Annotated in this window: 13 protein-coding genes; all 13 read left to right on the top strand. The window is 76.4% G+C overall.

The window, feature by feature from the left end; all coding sequences use genetic code 11:
- Positions 1 to 470 precede the first annotated feature (470 nt).
- The 13 genes from AC2TEW_RS17130 (at position 471) to AC2TEW_RS17070 (ending at position 14020) form a co-directional block, all read left to right on the top strand.
- Positions 471 to 2021: an ABC transporter substrate-binding protein gene (locus AC2TEW_RS17130; protein ID WP_484624213.1), complete on the top strand. Its 1551-nt coding sequence runs from the start codon at positions 471 to 473 to the stop codon at positions 2019 to 2021.
- On the top strand, positions 2018 to 3061 hold the full coding sequence (locus tag AC2TEW_RS17125) for an ABC transporter permease (RefSeq protein WP_484624212.1): 1044 nt from the start codon (positions 2018 to 2020) through the stop codon (positions 3059 to 3061). Before AC2TEW_RS17130 ends, AC2TEW_RS17125 begins: the two co-directional genes overlap by 4 nt.
- Positions 3058 to 3969, top strand: a complete 912-nt coding sequence (locus AC2TEW_RS17120; RefSeq protein ID WP_484624211.1) for an ABC transporter permease — start codon at positions 3058 to 3060, stop codon at positions 3967 to 3969. The genes AC2TEW_RS17125 and AC2TEW_RS17120 overlap by 4 nt, the downstream gene beginning before the upstream one ends.
- Positions 3950 to 5053, top strand: a complete 1104-nt coding sequence (locus AC2TEW_RS17115) for an ABC transporter ATP-binding protein (RefSeq protein WP_484624210.1) — start codon at positions 3950 to 3952, stop codon at positions 5051 to 5053. The genes AC2TEW_RS17120 and AC2TEW_RS17115 overlap by 20 nt, the downstream gene beginning before the upstream one ends.
- Positions 5050 to 6060 (top strand): ABC transporter ATP-binding protein, encoded by a 1011-nt coding sequence (locus AC2TEW_RS17110; protein ID WP_484624209.1) that lies wholly within the window; start codon positions 5050 to 5052, stop codon positions 6058 to 6060. The genes AC2TEW_RS17115 and AC2TEW_RS17110 overlap by 4 nt, the downstream gene beginning before the upstream one ends.
- A gap of 184 nt (positions 6061 to 6244) precedes the next feature.
- The gene (locus AC2TEW_RS17105; RefSeq protein WP_484624208.1) at positions 6245 to 7465 is read left to right on the top strand and encodes an acyl-CoA dehydrogenase family protein; all 1221 of its coding nucleotides are present in this window, start codon (positions 6245 to 6247) and stop codon (positions 7463 to 7465) included.
- 3 nt (positions 7466 to 7468) lie between these two features.
- Positions 7469 to 8647: an LLM class flavin-dependent oxidoreductase gene (locus AC2TEW_RS17100; RefSeq protein ID WP_484624207.1), complete on the top strand. Its 1179-nt coding sequence runs from the start codon at positions 7469 to 7471 to the stop codon at positions 8645 to 8647.
- Positions 8644 to 9411 (top strand): alpha/beta hydrolase, encoded by a 768-nt coding sequence (locus AC2TEW_RS17095; RefSeq protein WP_484624206.1) that lies wholly within the window; start codon positions 8644 to 8646, stop codon positions 9409 to 9411. The genes AC2TEW_RS17100 and AC2TEW_RS17095 overlap by 4 nt, the downstream gene beginning before the upstream one ends.
- Positions 9408 to 9923, top strand: coding sequence for a flavin reductase family protein (locus AC2TEW_RS17090; protein ID WP_484624205.1), 516 nt, complete (start codon positions 9408 to 9410; stop codon positions 9921 to 9923). Before AC2TEW_RS17095 ends, AC2TEW_RS17090 begins: the two co-directional genes overlap by 4 nt.
- A complete protein-coding gene (locus AC2TEW_RS17085; RefSeq protein WP_484624204.1) occupies positions 9920 to 11053 on the top strand; it encodes an LLM class flavin-dependent oxidoreductase in 1134 nt (377 codons plus the stop codon). The genes AC2TEW_RS17090 and AC2TEW_RS17085 overlap by 4 nt, the downstream gene beginning before the upstream one ends.
- Positions 11054 to 11150: 97 nt before the next feature.
- Positions 11151 to 11885, top strand: coding sequence for a LamG domain-containing protein (locus AC2TEW_RS17080; RefSeq protein WP_484624203.1), 735 nt, complete (start codon positions 11151 to 11153; stop codon positions 11883 to 11885).
- Positions 11886 to 12002: 117 nt separating this feature from the next.
- On the top strand, positions 12003 to 12680 hold the full coding sequence (locus AC2TEW_RS17075) for a response regulator transcription factor (protein ID WP_484624202.1): 678 nt from the start codon (positions 12003 to 12005) through the stop codon (positions 12678 to 12680).
- On the top strand, positions 12677 to 14020 hold the full coding sequence (locus tag AC2TEW_RS17070) for a sensor histidine kinase (RefSeq protein ID WP_484624201.1): 1344 nt from the start codon (positions 12677 to 12679) through the stop codon (positions 14018 to 14020). Before AC2TEW_RS17075 ends, AC2TEW_RS17070 begins: the two co-directional genes overlap by 4 nt.
- Positions 14021 to 14070: the final 50 nt, after the last annotated feature.

Below are 14070 nucleotides of genomic sequence, written 5' to 3'. Positions count from 1 at the left end.
CCCGTGTCGCCCAATGAGACACCTTTTTGTATCCATTGACAGCCGGGTCCCGCAGTCGCCAGGATGTGCGCATGCTCTCCACGCACCCCAACGTGGTGTGCCGCTACGTGGATCTCCGGCGCACCAGCAGCGACCTCTGTCGCTGAGCGCGCCCGCCCGGCGGCCCGCCCGCCCGGCCCCCGTACCGACCGGTCCGCCGCCGCCCGCGCCCTGCCCCGACCGCAGGACCGCTCCGGCCGTTGCCCTGACCGCTCCCTGACGGGTCCCGACACCGCCGCCCCTGCCGCGGCCGTCTCCTGCGCACCGCCCTGCCCGGCGCGGCCACGCCCTCCGCTCGGACCCGGGCCCGGCCGCCCGTCCCCTCCCACGCCCTGAACCGTCGGTGCACGCCGACGCCGCGCCCCGCGCCGCCCACGGACCCAGCCGTCCCCGGGCGGGCCAGGCGTGCACCCGAAAGGTGACCCACGCACATGAACGCACTCGCTGACGGCCGTCCGCAGCTCGCCAGACGCTCCTTCCTCGGCCTCGGCCTCGGGGCCGGCGCCTCGCTCCTGCTCGCCGCCTGCGGCGACGCCGGCACCGCCGGGACCGGTGCGCCGGGCAGCTCCGGAACCCTCAAGTGGGGTTGGGCACTGCCGACTTCATGGGACCCGGTGTTCTCCTCGGCCGGCTGGGACGTCCATGTGCTGTCCCTGGTCTACGCCGGCCTCACCAAACTCGACGAGCACGGCACGGCCGTCCCCGCCCTGGCCACCGACTGGACCTACGCCCCCGACGGCACCTCCGTCACCTTCCGGCTGCGCCCCGGCCTGACCTTCGGGGACGGCACCCCGCTGGACGCCGCCGCCGTCAAGAAGAGCCTGGACCGCGGCCGCACCGACCCCAAGTCGCTGGTCGCCCCGCAGCTGGTGCACGTCGCGGAGGTCACCGCCACCGACCCCGGAACCGTCGTCCTGCACCTCACCCAGCCGGACTACCAACTGCCCAACCTGCTGGCCGGCAAGACCGGAATGATCGTCAACCCGAAGGCCTTCGAGGCCGACGCCGCCGCCCTCGCCACCGCGCCGGCCGGCGCCGGGCCCTTCACCCTGACCTCGTACACCCTCAACACCAAGGCCGTGCTGCGCCGCAACCCCGGCTACTGGGACGCCGCCTCGATCAAGCTGGAGAACTTCGAGCTGTACCCGCTGCCCGACGCCACCACCGTGGTGGCCGGCCTGCAGTCCGGCCAGTTCGACGTCGCACAGATCCCCGGCAGCCAGGTCGCCGCCGCCAAGGCGGCCGGCCTGGAGGTCCAGGTGATCCCCTCGCTGGTGGTCGCCGTGCTCGACGTCAACACCACCAAGGCCCCGTTCGACAACCCCGACGTGGTCGAGGCGCTGAAGTTCGCGATCGACCGCGAAGCCCTGCTGAAGACCCAGCTGTTCGGCTTCGGCGAGGTCAACCACCAGCCCTTCCCCAAGGGTTACGTGGGGCACGACCCCGGCTCGGACGACCTGTACCGCTACGACCCGGACCGGGCCCGCGCCCTGCTCGCCAAGGCCGGCCACCCCGACGGCGTCGACCTGGCGATCACCACCACGGCCGCCCAGGGCCTGCCCGAACAGCTCCAGGCCCAGCTCAAGCAGGTCGGCATCCGCGCCACCATCGAGGTGATCCCGGCCGCCCAGGCCACCCAGATCGTCTACGTCCAGCACGCCAAGGCGCTGTTCACCGACCAGTTCGCGGGCCGGGACTCCGCCGCCCAGGCGTTCCAGGTGCTGTTCGGCGACCAGGGCCTGATGAACCCCGGCCGGACCACCCCGCCCGAGCTCGCGGCGGCCGTCGAGCAGGTCTCCCGCACCCCGCTCGACTCACCCGACTACCCGAAGGTGCTGCAGGCCGCCACCGCGCTGGCCGTGCGCACCATGCCCAACGTCTTCCTCTACAGCGTGCCCAGGCTGCTCGCCCGCCGCCGCTCGGTCTCCCAGCTGCCCGCCTCCACCGTGGTGCAGCGCTTCGAGGGGGTGAGCGTGTCGTGAGCGCCGTCCTCGCGCCCGGCCGGCCGCTGCGGGCGGGCCCGCTCGCCCGGCGGGCCGCCCGGGCGCCCCGGACGGCCGGCCGGATCCTGGCCGGCACCGCCACCGTGTTCCTGCTCTCCTCGCTGCTCACCTTCGCCCTCGGCGCCGTCTCCGACGCCAACCCGGCGGCCGCCGCCCTCGGCGAGACCGCCACCCCCGCCGACATCGCCCGCCTCGACCACGAGTTCGGCCTCGACCGCCCGCTGCCCGCGCAGTACGGCAGCTGGCTGGTCCACGCCCTCGGCGGCGACCTCGGGCGGTCCTGGTTCACCACCGTCCCGGTGGCCGACTCGATCTCCGCCGCCCTGCCCGTCGACCTCTCCATCGCGGGCCTCGCACTGGTGCTGGCCGTCGTGCTCGGCGGGGCCGCCGGCACGGCCGCCGCGCTCGGCAACGGCGGCCGGGTGGACCGCGCGGTCACCGCCGTCTGCACCGTCCTCGGCACGCTGCCCGCCTTCGTGATCGCCATCGGACTGATCACCCTGGTCGCCGTCCAGCTGCGGCTGCTGCCCTCCGGCGGGTACGTGCCCTTCGGCCGCAACCCCGGCCAGTGGCTCAGGTTCGCCTTCCTGCCCGCCCTCGCGCTCAGCCTGGACGCCGCCGCCGGGATCGCCCGCCAGCTGCGCAGTTCCCTGGTGGGCGCGCTGCGCGAGAACTACGCCACCGGCGCCGTGATGCGGGGCCTGTCCCGGCGCCGGGTCCTGCTCGGCCACGTGCTGCGCAACGCGGCCGGCCCCGCCGTCACCGTGCTCGGGATGAGCGTGCCGATGCTGATCGGCGGCGCGGTGGTCACCGAACGGATCTTCAACCTGCCCGGCATCGCCCAACTGTCGCTGCGCGCCGCCGAACAGCACGACGTGCCGGTCATCCAGGGCACCCTGCTGGTCACCGTCGCCGTGGTGCTGATCGCCAACCTGGCGGTGGACGCCGGACTGTACGCCCTCAACCCGGCGGCCCGGCGCGGCCGTCCGGCCCGGACCGGACCGAAGGCGGAACGGTGAGCGCGCTGCGCACCACCGTCCGGGCGCCGATCGCCCGGACCGCGCTGGCCGTGCTCGCGGTGGTCGCCGTCCTGGCCGTGGCCGGCGGGCTGCTGGCCCCGCTGGACCCGCTCGCCCAGGACACCGCCCGGATCCTCCAGGGCCCCAGCGGCGCCCACCTGCTGGGCACCGACTACCTCGGCCGGGACGTGCTCAGCCGACTGCTGGCCGGCACCGGGCTGTCGGTGCTGACCGCCGCCGAGGCGGTCGCCGCGGCGATGCTGCTCGGGGTGGTGCCCGGGCTGGCGTCGGTGCGGTTCGGCGCGGCACTGTCCTGGATCTCGCTGCGCGCCGTCGACGCCCTGATGACACTGCCGTTCACCCTGTTCGCCATCGCCGCCGTCGGGGTGCTCGGCAACGGCCTGCACCAGGCCATGCTGGCGCTCGGCGTGCTGCTCGCCCCGCTGTTCTTCCGGGTCACCCGGGCCGCCGCGCTCGGCCTCGACCAGGCCCAGTACGTCGAGGCGGCCGAGCTGATGGGCGCCTCCCGCAGCTGGATCCTGCGGGTCCACATCTGGCGCAAGGTGCTGCCCACGGTGGCCGTCACCACGGCCCACGCGCTGGCCACCAGCCTGCTCGCGGTCTCCTCGCTGACCTTCCTCGGCATCGGGGTCCAGCCGCCCGCGCCGACCTGGGGCGGGATGCTCGCCGGCGACCTCGGGTTCCTCGCCCAGCAGCCCTGGGCGCCGGCCCTGCCCGCCGCCTTGATCATGCTCACCGTCGGGGCGCTCAACCTGCTCGCCGACGCGGTCCGTGACTCCGAACCCGCCGACGCGGTCCGGGACGCCGACACCGCCGGGTCCGCCCGGCCCGCCGACCCCGCCCCCGCCGTACGGAAGGAGCACCACGATGGCCTCGCCACCGCCTGACCACCCCGCGCCGCTCCCCGCGCCGGCCGAGCCTCCCGTCCTGACCGTCGACGGCCTGCACGTCACCGTCGGCCACGGCCGCACCGAGGCCGTCCGCGACGTGTCGTTCACCGTCCGCCGGGGCGAGGCCCTCGGCCTGGTCGGCGAGTCCGGCAGTGGCAAGACCCTCACCTGCCGCTCGGTGCTGGGCCTGCCCGCACCCGGGGTACGGATCTCGGCCGGCCGGATCGACCTCGGCGCCACCGACCTGACCGCGCTCACCGGCCGCCAGTGGCAGCAGGTCCGCGGCAGCCGCCTGGGCGCCGTCTTCCAGGACCCCGGCTCGTACCTCAACCCCGCGCTCACCGTCGGCCGCCAGCTCGGCGAACCGCTGCGGCTGCGGCTGGGGATCTCCCGGGCCGAGGCCCGCCGGCGCGCCGTCGAACTGTTCGCCGCGGTCGGCCTGCGCGACCCCGGGGCGGTCCACGACCGGTACCCGCACGAGCTGTCCGGCGGGATGCTGCAGCGCGTCCTGATCGCCGTCGCGGTCTCCGGCGACCCCGAACTCCTGGTCGCCGACGAGGCCACCACCGCCCTGGACACCGTCGTCCAGGCCGAGGTCCTCGACCTGCTCGACCGGCTGCGCACCGAACGCGGCCTCGCCCTGCTGCTGGTCACCCACGACCTGGCCGTGGTCGCCGAGGTCTGCGACCGGATCGTGGTGCTCTACGCCGGCCAGGTCGTCGAGGACGGCCCGACCGCCGAGGTGGTCACCGCCCCCGCGCACCCCTACACCGAGGCACTGCTGCGGGTCGCCGCCGCCGGCGACCGCCGGCGACTCGCCGTCATCCCCGGCCGCCCGCCCGAGCCCGGCACCACCGGACCCGGCTGCCGGTTCGCCGACCGCTGCGGCTACGCCACCGACGCCTGCACCGCCGGACCCGTGCCGCTCACCCCCGCCGGGGACGGCCGCCTGGTGCGCTGCCTGCGCGCCACCGAACTCGCCCTGCACGGCGCCGCCGACCGCGCCGCCGACCACGACGGCGACCACGACGGTGACCTGGCCGCCGACCGACCCCTCGACCGAACGGAGGTACCCGCATGACACTCACCACCGACCGGCCGGCCGCCCCGCCCACCACCGGGCGGCCCACCGGGGAGCCGCTGCTGCGGATCCGCGGCCTGGGCGTCTCGTACGGCACCGGCGCCCGGGTACTGGACGGGATCGACCTCGACGCCCGGGCCGGGGAGATCCTCGGCGTGATCGGCGAGACCGGCTCCGGCAAGACCACCCTGGCCCGGGCCGTGGTCGGCCTCGCCCCCGTGACCGCGGGCCGGATCACCGTCGACGGCACCGACCGCACCGCCCTGCGCGGCCGCGCCCTGCGCGAGGCCCGCCGGGCGGGCGCCGTCCAGTACATGTTCCAGGACCCGCTGCGCTCGCTCGATCCGGACCTGACAGTCCGTCAACTCATCGGCGAACCGCTGGCGGTGGCCGGGATCCCGGCGGACGCCCGGGAGGACCGGGTGCTCGCCGCGCTCGAGCTGACCGGACTGGACCGGGCGCTCGCCGACCGCACCCCCGGACGCCTCTCCGGCGGCCAGCGCCAGCGGGTCGCGCTCGCCCGGGCCGTCGTCACCCGCCCCCGGCTGCTGCTCGCCGACGAACCCGTCAGCGCCCTCGACGCCTCCAACCGCAACCACGTCCTGCGGCTGCTCGACCGGCTCCGCCACGAACTCGGCCTCGCCGTCGTGGTCATCTCGCACGACCTCGACTCGCTGGCCGGGATCGCCGACCGGATCGCCGTCCTCTACCGCGGCCGGCTGATCGAACAGGGCCCCGCCGAAGCCGTCCTGACGCGCCCGCTGCACCCCTACAGCGCCCTGCTCGCCGCCTCCGCGCCCGGGCTCGACCGTACCCGCCGGGCCGGCCTCGCCGTGCTGCGCACCCCGTCCCCGGCCGCCCCCGCGGACGCCGCCTGCGTCTTCGCGCACCGCTGCCCCTTCGCGGACGCCGGCTGCCGGGACCTCCCGCAGCCCCGACCGCACGGCGCCGACCGCACCGCCGCCTGCCACCATGCGCCCGCCTGGCGCGAGCGGCTGCCCCGCTGACCGGCCGGCCGCCGGGCGTCCGACCAGCCCGGCCCGGCCGAAATTCCGGTGCGCTTCCTGATCCGCCCCTGACACACCTGGTGACGGGGCGCCAGCTGAGGAGGAAGATGCTCCTCCGGCAATCAGCTCAGCTGTACGCGTGCGCACCTCGGACCGTCCCCGCAAGCACTGGAGAGATCGCCGCATGACCCACGCCCCGCCGGCCCCGGCCGATCCGGCCCCCGCCCCGCCCGGTCTGGCCCCGCCCGACCCGGCCCGGCTGCCGGACCTCACCGCCGCCCTGGCCGTGCGCGCCGCCGAGCACGACCGGGCGGCGAGCTTCCCGCACGAGGGCATCCGACTCGTGCACTCCGCGGGCCTGCTGACCGCGACCGTGCACCCCCGCCACGGCGGCCCCGGGGCCGGGCTCGCCGACACCGTCCGGATCCTGCGCGCCCTGGGCGCCGGGGACCCGGCGGTCGCCCTGGTCACCGCGATGACCCTGTTCGCCCACGCCGCCCAGGCCCGGGACCCGCACTGGCCGGCCGGCCCGCTCGCCGAGCTGCTCACCGAGGCGGCCGAACGGCCGGTGCTGGTCAACGCCCTGCGGGTGGAGCCCGAACTCGGCACACCGGTCCGCGGCGGCCTGCCCGCCACCGTCGCCCGCCGCCGCGGCGACCACTGGGAGCTGACCGGCCGCAAGGTCTTCTCCACCGGGGCCGTCGCGCTGCGCTGGATGCTGGTCTGGGCCCGCACCGACGAACCGCACCCACGGGTCGGGTCGTTCCTGGTACGGTCCGACCGGCCCGGGATCACCGTCGAGCCGACCTGGGACCACCTGGGACTGCGGGCCAGCCGCAGCGACGACGTCCTGCTGGACGCCGTACGCGTCCCGCTCGACCACGTCACCCACCTCGCCGCACCCGACCCGGCCGGCGGCCGGGACCCGCTCGGCGGCGCCTGGAACTCGCTCGGCCTGACCGCCCTGTACCTGGGGGTGGCCCGCGCCGCCCAGCAGTGGCTGACCGGCTTCCTGCACCAGCGCACCCCGAGTGCGCTCGGCGCGCCGCTGGCCACCCTGCCCCGGTTCCAGAGCGCCGTCGGCGAGATCGACATCGCGCTCGGCGGCGCCGAACGCCTGGTCACCGCCCTGGCCGAGGCCGTCGACGCCGGCCGGCCCGGCGCCGCCGAGGAGGCGCCCGGCGCCAAGCTGCTCGGCACCCGGGCCGCCATCGACGCCGTCCAGCAGGCCGTCGCCCTGGTCGGCAACCACGGCCTCACCCACCACCACCCGCTCCAGCGCCACCTCAGGGACGTGCTGTGCAGCCGGGTGCACACCCCGCAGGACGACACCGTCCTGCTCGCCCTCGGCCGCGCCGCCCTGCACCGCGGCGCGCCCAACCCCCTTGCCACGAAAGGCCACTGAACCATGTCCGTCGAATTCATCGGAATGATCTCCACCCACGACGTGTCGGAGACCCGCCCCGCCGCCGGCCCGGTCGTCGACCGCGACTACACCCGCCGCTTCGCCCAGGCCCACGAGCAGGCCGGGTTCGACCGGATCCTGGTCGCGCACTCCTCCGCCAGCCCCGACCCGCTGCAGGTCGCCGCGTACGCCGCCGCCCACACCGAGCGGCTCGGCCTGCTGATCGCCCACCGCCCCGGCTTCATCGCCCCCACCCTCGCGGCCCGCACCCTGGCCACCCTCGACCAGTTCTCCGGCGGCCGGGTCGCCGTCCACATCATCACCGGCGGCCACGACGCCGAGCAGCGCCGCGACGGCGACTACCTCGCCAAGGACGAGCGCTACGCCCGCTCCGACGACTACCTGACCGTGCTCACCAAGGCCTGGACCGCCGACGCGCCGTTCGACCACGACGGCCCGTACTACCGCTTCGCCGACTTCCACTCCGAGGTCCGCCCGGTCGGGAAGATCCCGGTGTTCTTCGGCGGCTCCTCCGAGGCCGCCTACCGGGTCGGCGGCAAGCACGCCGACACCTTCGCCCTGTGGGGCGAGCCGCTGGCCGAGACGGCCCAGCAGATCGCCTCGGTGCGGGCCGCCGCCGAAGCGGCCGGCCGCACCACCCTGCCCGGCACCAGCGTCTCGTTCCGCCCGATCCTCGGCCGCACCGAGGACGAGGCCTGGGAGCGGGCGCACCGCATCCTCGACACCATCCGCGGCCGCGCCGACGCCTTCGGCGGACGCCGCCAGGTGCTGCCGGTCGGCCCGGACGCGGTACCGCAGAACGTCGGCTCCCAGCGGCTGCTGGCCGCCGCCGCCAAGGCCGACCGGCACGACCGCGCGCTGTGGACCGCCCCCGCCGCCGCCACCGGCGCGGCCGGCAACTCCACCGCCCTGGTCGGCACCCCGGAGACCGTCGCCGCGGCCCTGCTCGACTACGTCGACATCGGCGCCACCACCCTGCTGATCCGCGGCTACGACCCGCTGGACGACGCCACCGACTACGGGCGCGACCTGCTCCCGCTGGTCCGCCAGGAGCTCGCCCACCGCGACGCGGCCGCCGCCCGCGCCGAGACCGCCCGCGCCGAGGCTGCCGCCCGTACCGAGACCGCCGCCCGTGCCGAGGCCGTGGGCGCGGCCCGGTGACCACCACCCCCGCCCCCGGCCGGCCCGCCGAGAGCTGGCACCCCGCCCCCGGCGTCACCCCGCGCGGCACCCTGCTGCTGCTCCCCGGGCGCGGCGAACACCCCGGCGTGTACGCCCGGTTCGGGCGCCGGCTGGCCTTCGACGGCTACACCGTGCACGCCCTGCCCGAGGACGCCGACGGCGCGGACCTGCCCGCGCGGGTCGCCGAGGCCAGGACCGCGCCCGGCCCGGTGGTGCTGGCCGGCTCCGACACCGGCGCGCTGCGCGCGCTGGCCGCCGCCCGGCAGGCCCGCCCCGACGCGCTGCTGCTGGCCGCCCCGCCTGCCACCGGACCCGTCCGGCCGGCACCGGACGGCACACCGGGCTGGAGCGACGAACTGGCCGTCCGGACTGCCTGCCCGGTCCACCGCGGCCTGCTCGCCGACGACCCCGGCTTCCGCCCCGGCCACCTGGCCCTGGCCGTCCCCGCCGACCTGGCGGGGGCGGCCCGGGCCGCGGCCCCCGACCTGCCGGTCCTGCTGCTGCACGGCGACGCCGACCCGGTCGCACCGCCCGAGGGCGCCCGCCTGCTGGCCGCCCGGCTGCCCGGCGCCGAACTGCTGCTGGTCACCGGCGGACTGCACGACGTCCTCAACGACGCCGCGCACCGCACCGTCGCCGCCCAGATCGTCCAGTGGCTGGAACGGCTGCGCCTCGGCCCGGACCTGCCCCGCCTGCTGACCCACGTGCCGCCGTCCGCCCCCCAGGAAGGAACCCGACCGTGACCGCCGTCGACGACCGCCCCGCCGCCCGGACCGCCCCACCCGCCGACCTGCTCAGAAGCACCCTGCGCCGGCACGCCGCCGGGGTCACCGTGATCACCGTGCCGGGCCCGGTCGGATTCACCGCGACCTCCTTCACCTCGGTCAGCCTGGAACCCGCCCTGGTCTCCTTCTACCTGTCCGCCACCGCCTCCAGCGCCCCGGCCGTCCGCGCCGCCGACGCGTTCACCGTGCACGTGCTGGAGCGCGGCCAGGAGGAGCTGGCCACCCGCTTCGCCCGCAGCGGCACCGACCGCTTCGCCGGGACCGCCTGGCGGCCCGGCGAGCACGGCACCCCCCTGCTCGACGGCGTCGCCGCCTGGCTGACCGCCCGTCCGGTGCTGCTGCAACCGGTCGGCGACCACCTGCTGGTGGTCGGCGAGGTGCTCGCCGCCGGGGCGGAGGGCGGCGAGCCGCTGCTCCACCACGACGGCGGCTTCGGCGGCTTCAGCACCGAACGGCCGGCCCTGGGATGACCCTGACCGTCCACTGGTTCCTGCCCACCACCGGCGACAGCCGCGACGTCGTCGGCGGCGGGCACGGCTCCACCCCCGGCACGGCCGGCGCCGACCGGCCGCCCACCATCGCCTACCTGGGCCAGATCGCCCGCAGCGCCGAGCAGTTGGGCTTCGGCGGCGCGCTCACCCCGACCGGCCCCTGGTGCGAGGACGCCTGGCTGACCACCGCGATGCTCACCCAGGCCACCGAACGGCTGAAGTTCCTGGTGGCGTTCCGCCCCGGCCAGCTCAGCCCCACCCTGGCGGCCCGGATGGCCGCCAGCTACCAGAACCAGTCGCACGGGCGGCTGCTGCTGAACGTGGTCACCGGAGGGGAGTCCGCGGAACAGCGCGCCCTGGGCGACTTCCTCGACAAGGACGGCCGCTACGCCCGCACCGACGAGTTCCTGGACATCACCGGGCGGCTGTGGCGCGGCGAACGGGTCGACCACCACGGCACCCATCTGCGGGTGGAGGGCGCCGAGTTGACCCGGCTGCCGGACCCCGTCCCGGAGGTGTACTTCGGCGGCTCCTCACCCGCCGCCGAACGGGTCGCGGCCCGCCACGCGGACACCTACCTCACCTGGGGCGAGCCGCCCCGGCAGGTCGCGGAGAAGATCGGCCGGATCCGCGCCGCCGCGGCCGCCCACGGCCGCAGCCCCCGGTTCGGCATCCGGCTGCACACCATCAGCCGCGACACCTCCGCCGAGGCCTGGGCCGAGGCGGGCCGGCTGCTGGCCGCGATGGACCCCGACCGGATCCGCGCCACCCAGCAGGCACTGGCCCGCAGCGAGTCCGAGGGCCAGCGCCGGATGCGGGAACTGCACGGCGGCAGCACCGAGCGGCTGGAGGTCTCCCCGAACCTGTGGGCCGGGATCGGCCTGGTCCGCGGCGGCGCGGGCACCGCGCTGGTGGGCAGCCACACCGAGGTCGCCGACCGGATCGAGGAGTACCACCGGCTCGGCGTCGACGAGTTCATCCTCTCCGGCGCCCCGCACCTGGAGGAGGCCTACCGGGTCGGCGAGGGCGTGCTGCCGGTGCTCGCCGCCCGCGGCCTGTGGCGGCGCCCCGGCACGCAGCCCGCCGCCCCGACGGTCACGGAGAGCTAACGGACGGTACCCCTTCGCATACAGTTCGCCCGGCCGGGTATCCCGGGGAGGGGCGGGAGCGGAACCGCTCCGTCCGGTCGGAGGTCAGGAGAGAGCCATGGCCAACTGGTGGCGTACCGCCGCGTCCTGGTGGGATCGACGTCGACACCCGCAGGGGCGTCCCGAGGAACCGGCCGTCGACGTCCGTCGCACGGTCTTCACCGCGGACTTCACCTCCACCCGCCAGTGGGTGGCGGGCCGCAGCAGCGCCTATCCCAACATGGGACCGACCAACCGCGGCGACCACAAGCTCGACCACCTGACACCCCGCCCGATCCAGGGCGGCGTCTTCAACGCCACCCGCCGCACCACCGACGACCTCTGGGACTGCGACCTGCTCACCACCGAGGGCAGCCCCGACGGCTTCCAGCTGCGCACCGGCGACGCGCTGCGCGCCAAGGTCACCCTCCCCACCGGCCTAGGCGCCTGGCCGGCGATCTGGACCTGGCGGGCCGGCGGCAACGAGATCGACGTCTTCGAGTACCACCCCGACAACCCCAACACCCTGGAGCTCTCCAACCACGTCCGCCCCGGCTACCGCTACTGGCTCGGCCCGCCCTCCCAGGTCGCCCCCGGCGCCACCGTCACGCTGCGCACCGAGTTCGGCGCCCGCTCGGTCGACTGGTACGTCGCCGACCGCCTGGTCTACTCCGACCGCCGCGGCGTCGGCACCTCCTGGCACGCCTACCTGATCGTCAACCTCTCCGTCGTCGACGGCACCTACCACCCGCGCCCGGCGGCCGGCACCACCCGGCTCTCCTGGACCTGCCACAGCCTGGACGTCCTGCGCTGACCGGCCCACCGGCCCGGGCGGGCCGCCCACGGGGGCAGCACCTACGATGGCACCTCCGCCCGCCCGGGACCGCGCCGCCCGCCGCCCCGGGCACCGCCCGACCGGAGGGGGCCCAGGATGCGCGTACTGCTGGTGGAGGACGAACCCGACCTGCGGGCGATCACCGGCGCCGGCCTGCGCGACGCCGGCTTCATCGTCGACCAGGCCGGCGACTGGCCCACCGCGGACGAACTGCTCGCCCGCAACGACTACGCCTGCGTCGTCCTCGACCGGCTGCTCCCGCACGGCGACAGCCTGCCCGAACTCCAGGCCCTGCGCCGCCGCGGCTGGTCGGCCCCGGTGCTGTGCCTGACCGCGCTGCACACCCTCGACGACCGACTGACCGGCTTCGAGCACGGCGCCGACGACTACCTGGTCAAACCGTTCGCCCTGCCCGAACTGGTGATGCGGGTACGCAGCCTGGCCCGTCGCGCCCGCCGCCGCACCCCGGTCTTCCTGCGCCACGCCGACCTGGAACTCGACCTCGCCCGCCGCGAGGTCCGCCGCACCGGGGTCCTGCTCTCCCTCACCCCCAAGGAACTCGCCGTCCTGCAGCACCTGCTGGAGCACGCCGACGAGGTGATCGGCAAGGGCGAACTGTTCCGCCACTGCTGGGACGAGCTCGCCGAACCCAGCTCCAACGTGGTCGAGGCCGTGATCGCCGGACTGCGCCGCAAACTCGGCGGCCCGCCGCTGGTCCACACCGTCCGCGGCCAGGGCTTCCGGCTCACCGACGCCCTGGAACGGCCCCGGTGAACCGGCCCGCCTCCCCGGCCCGGCGCGGACTCGCCCGGCTGCGGTGGCGGCTCACCGCCGCCTACACGGCCATCATCGTGATCGGCCTCGCCGCGCTGTCCTTCCTGCTGCTGCGCACCGACGCCCGCTCCGGGCGCGCCGTCGAGTACGAGGAGATGCGCCGCCGGGCCGCCGTCACCGCGTCGCTGATCTACTACCAGGACGGGCAGCTCATGCTGGACGGCCTCCAGGACGACGAGGCCACCAGCGGCAACCCCCAGGTGACCGTGCTGCTGCGGCAGAGCGGCACCGCCGAGCGCTACCGGCCGGTCTTCACCAGCCGCCAGGGCCGCTTCACCGTCACCCCCGGCCGGCTCGCGGCCGCCGCCGACGCCGCGCTGGCCGACGACGACACCGGCACCGCCGAGGGCACCGACACCGCCGGCCGCCCGGTCTACCTGCTGGCCACCCCGTTCTACCAGGACGGCACCGAACGGCAGGCCGGCGCGGTCGTGGTGGTCGGCGACCCGGGACGCGGCTCCGCCGAACGCCACCGGCTGGCCGTCACCCTGGCCGCCGGCTGCGCGGTCTTCACCGCGCTCGGCGCGGCGGCCGGCCACGCCCTCAGCGGCCGCAGCGTCCGGCCCGCCTGGCAGGCACTCGACCAGCAGGAACGGCTGCTCGCCGACGCCGCCCACGAGCTGCGCACCCCGGTCGCCGTCCTGCGCGGCGCCGTGGACCTGGTCGAGGGCGCCCCTGCGGCGCTGCCCGAGCACCTGCCCCGGCTGCGGCGCGCCTCGGACCGGATGGCCGAGGTGATCGAGAACCTGCTGGTCCGCGGCCGGCTGCAGGCCGGGGTGGACGGACCCCGGCGGGTACCGGTCCGGCTGGACCAGCTGGTGGAGGCGGTCTGCGAGGACCTCCCGCCCGGGCCGCACCACCTCGGGCTCGACCTCGACCCGGTGGTCGCCGAGGTGGACCCGGCCCTGGTCCGGCTCGCGGTGCGCAACCTGCTCGACAACGCGGTACGCCACGGCGTCACCCCGGGCAGCGGCCGGGCCGAGGTCGAGGTCCGGGTGGCGGGCCCGGTGGTGACCGTGGCGGACCGCGGGCCCGGGCTCGGACCGACCGGGCCGGCGGCGGTGTTCACCCGCTTCCACTCGCCGGGCGGCGGGACCGGCATCGGCCTCTCCCTGGTCCGCTGGGTCGCCCACGCGCACGGCGGCGAGGTGACCGCCGGGGCGCGGGACGGCGGCGGGACGGTGTTCACGCTCCGGCTGGAGCGGCGTCCGGTCCGCCGGTGGCGCGGCCGGGGCCGGGCGGCGGCCCCGCGCCGCGGCGCCCTCACGGATTCCTCATGACCGGCCCAGCAGGATGACCGGCGGGCCGGCGACCGCCGGTCCGCCGCCTG

The sequence above is a fragment of the Kitasatospora sp. NEAU-CNBT7 genome (assembly GCF_057220535.1).
Note: the sequence above shows the minus strand (reverse complement) of the source record. Positions and strands in the feature narration are given on the sequence as shown.

Coding starts and splice junctions, on each gene's coding strand:
- AC2TEW_RS17130 (WP_484624213.1), top strand. CDS start 471: ATGAACGCACTCGCTGACGGCCGTCCGCAGCTCGCCAGACGCTCCTTC.
- AC2TEW_RS17100 (WP_484624207.1), top strand. CDS start 7,469: ATGTCCGTCGAATTCATCGGAATGATCTCCACCCACGACGTGTCGGAG.
- AC2TEW_RS17085 (WP_484624204.1), top strand. CDS start 9,920: ATGACCCTGACCGTCCACTGGTTCCTGCCCACCACCGGCGACAGCCGC.
- AC2TEW_RS17105 (WP_484624208.1), top strand. CDS start 6,245: ATGACCCACGCCCCGCCGGCCCCGGCCGATCCGGCCCCCGCCCCGCCC.
- AC2TEW_RS17115 (WP_484624210.1), top strand. CDS start 3,950: ATGGCCTCGCCACCGCCTGACCACCCCGCGCCGCTCCCCGCGCCGGCC.
- AC2TEW_RS17080 (WP_484624203.1), top strand. CDS start 11,151: ATGGCCAACTGGTGGCGTACCGCCGCGTCCTGGTGGGATCGACGTCGA.
- AC2TEW_RS17075 (WP_484624202.1), top strand. CDS start 12,003: ATGCGCGTACTGCTGGTGGAGGACGAACCCGACCTGCGGGCGATCACC.
- AC2TEW_RS17110 (WP_484624209.1), top strand. CDS start 5,050: ATGACACTCACCACCGACCGGCCGGCCGCCCCGCCCACCACCGGGCGG.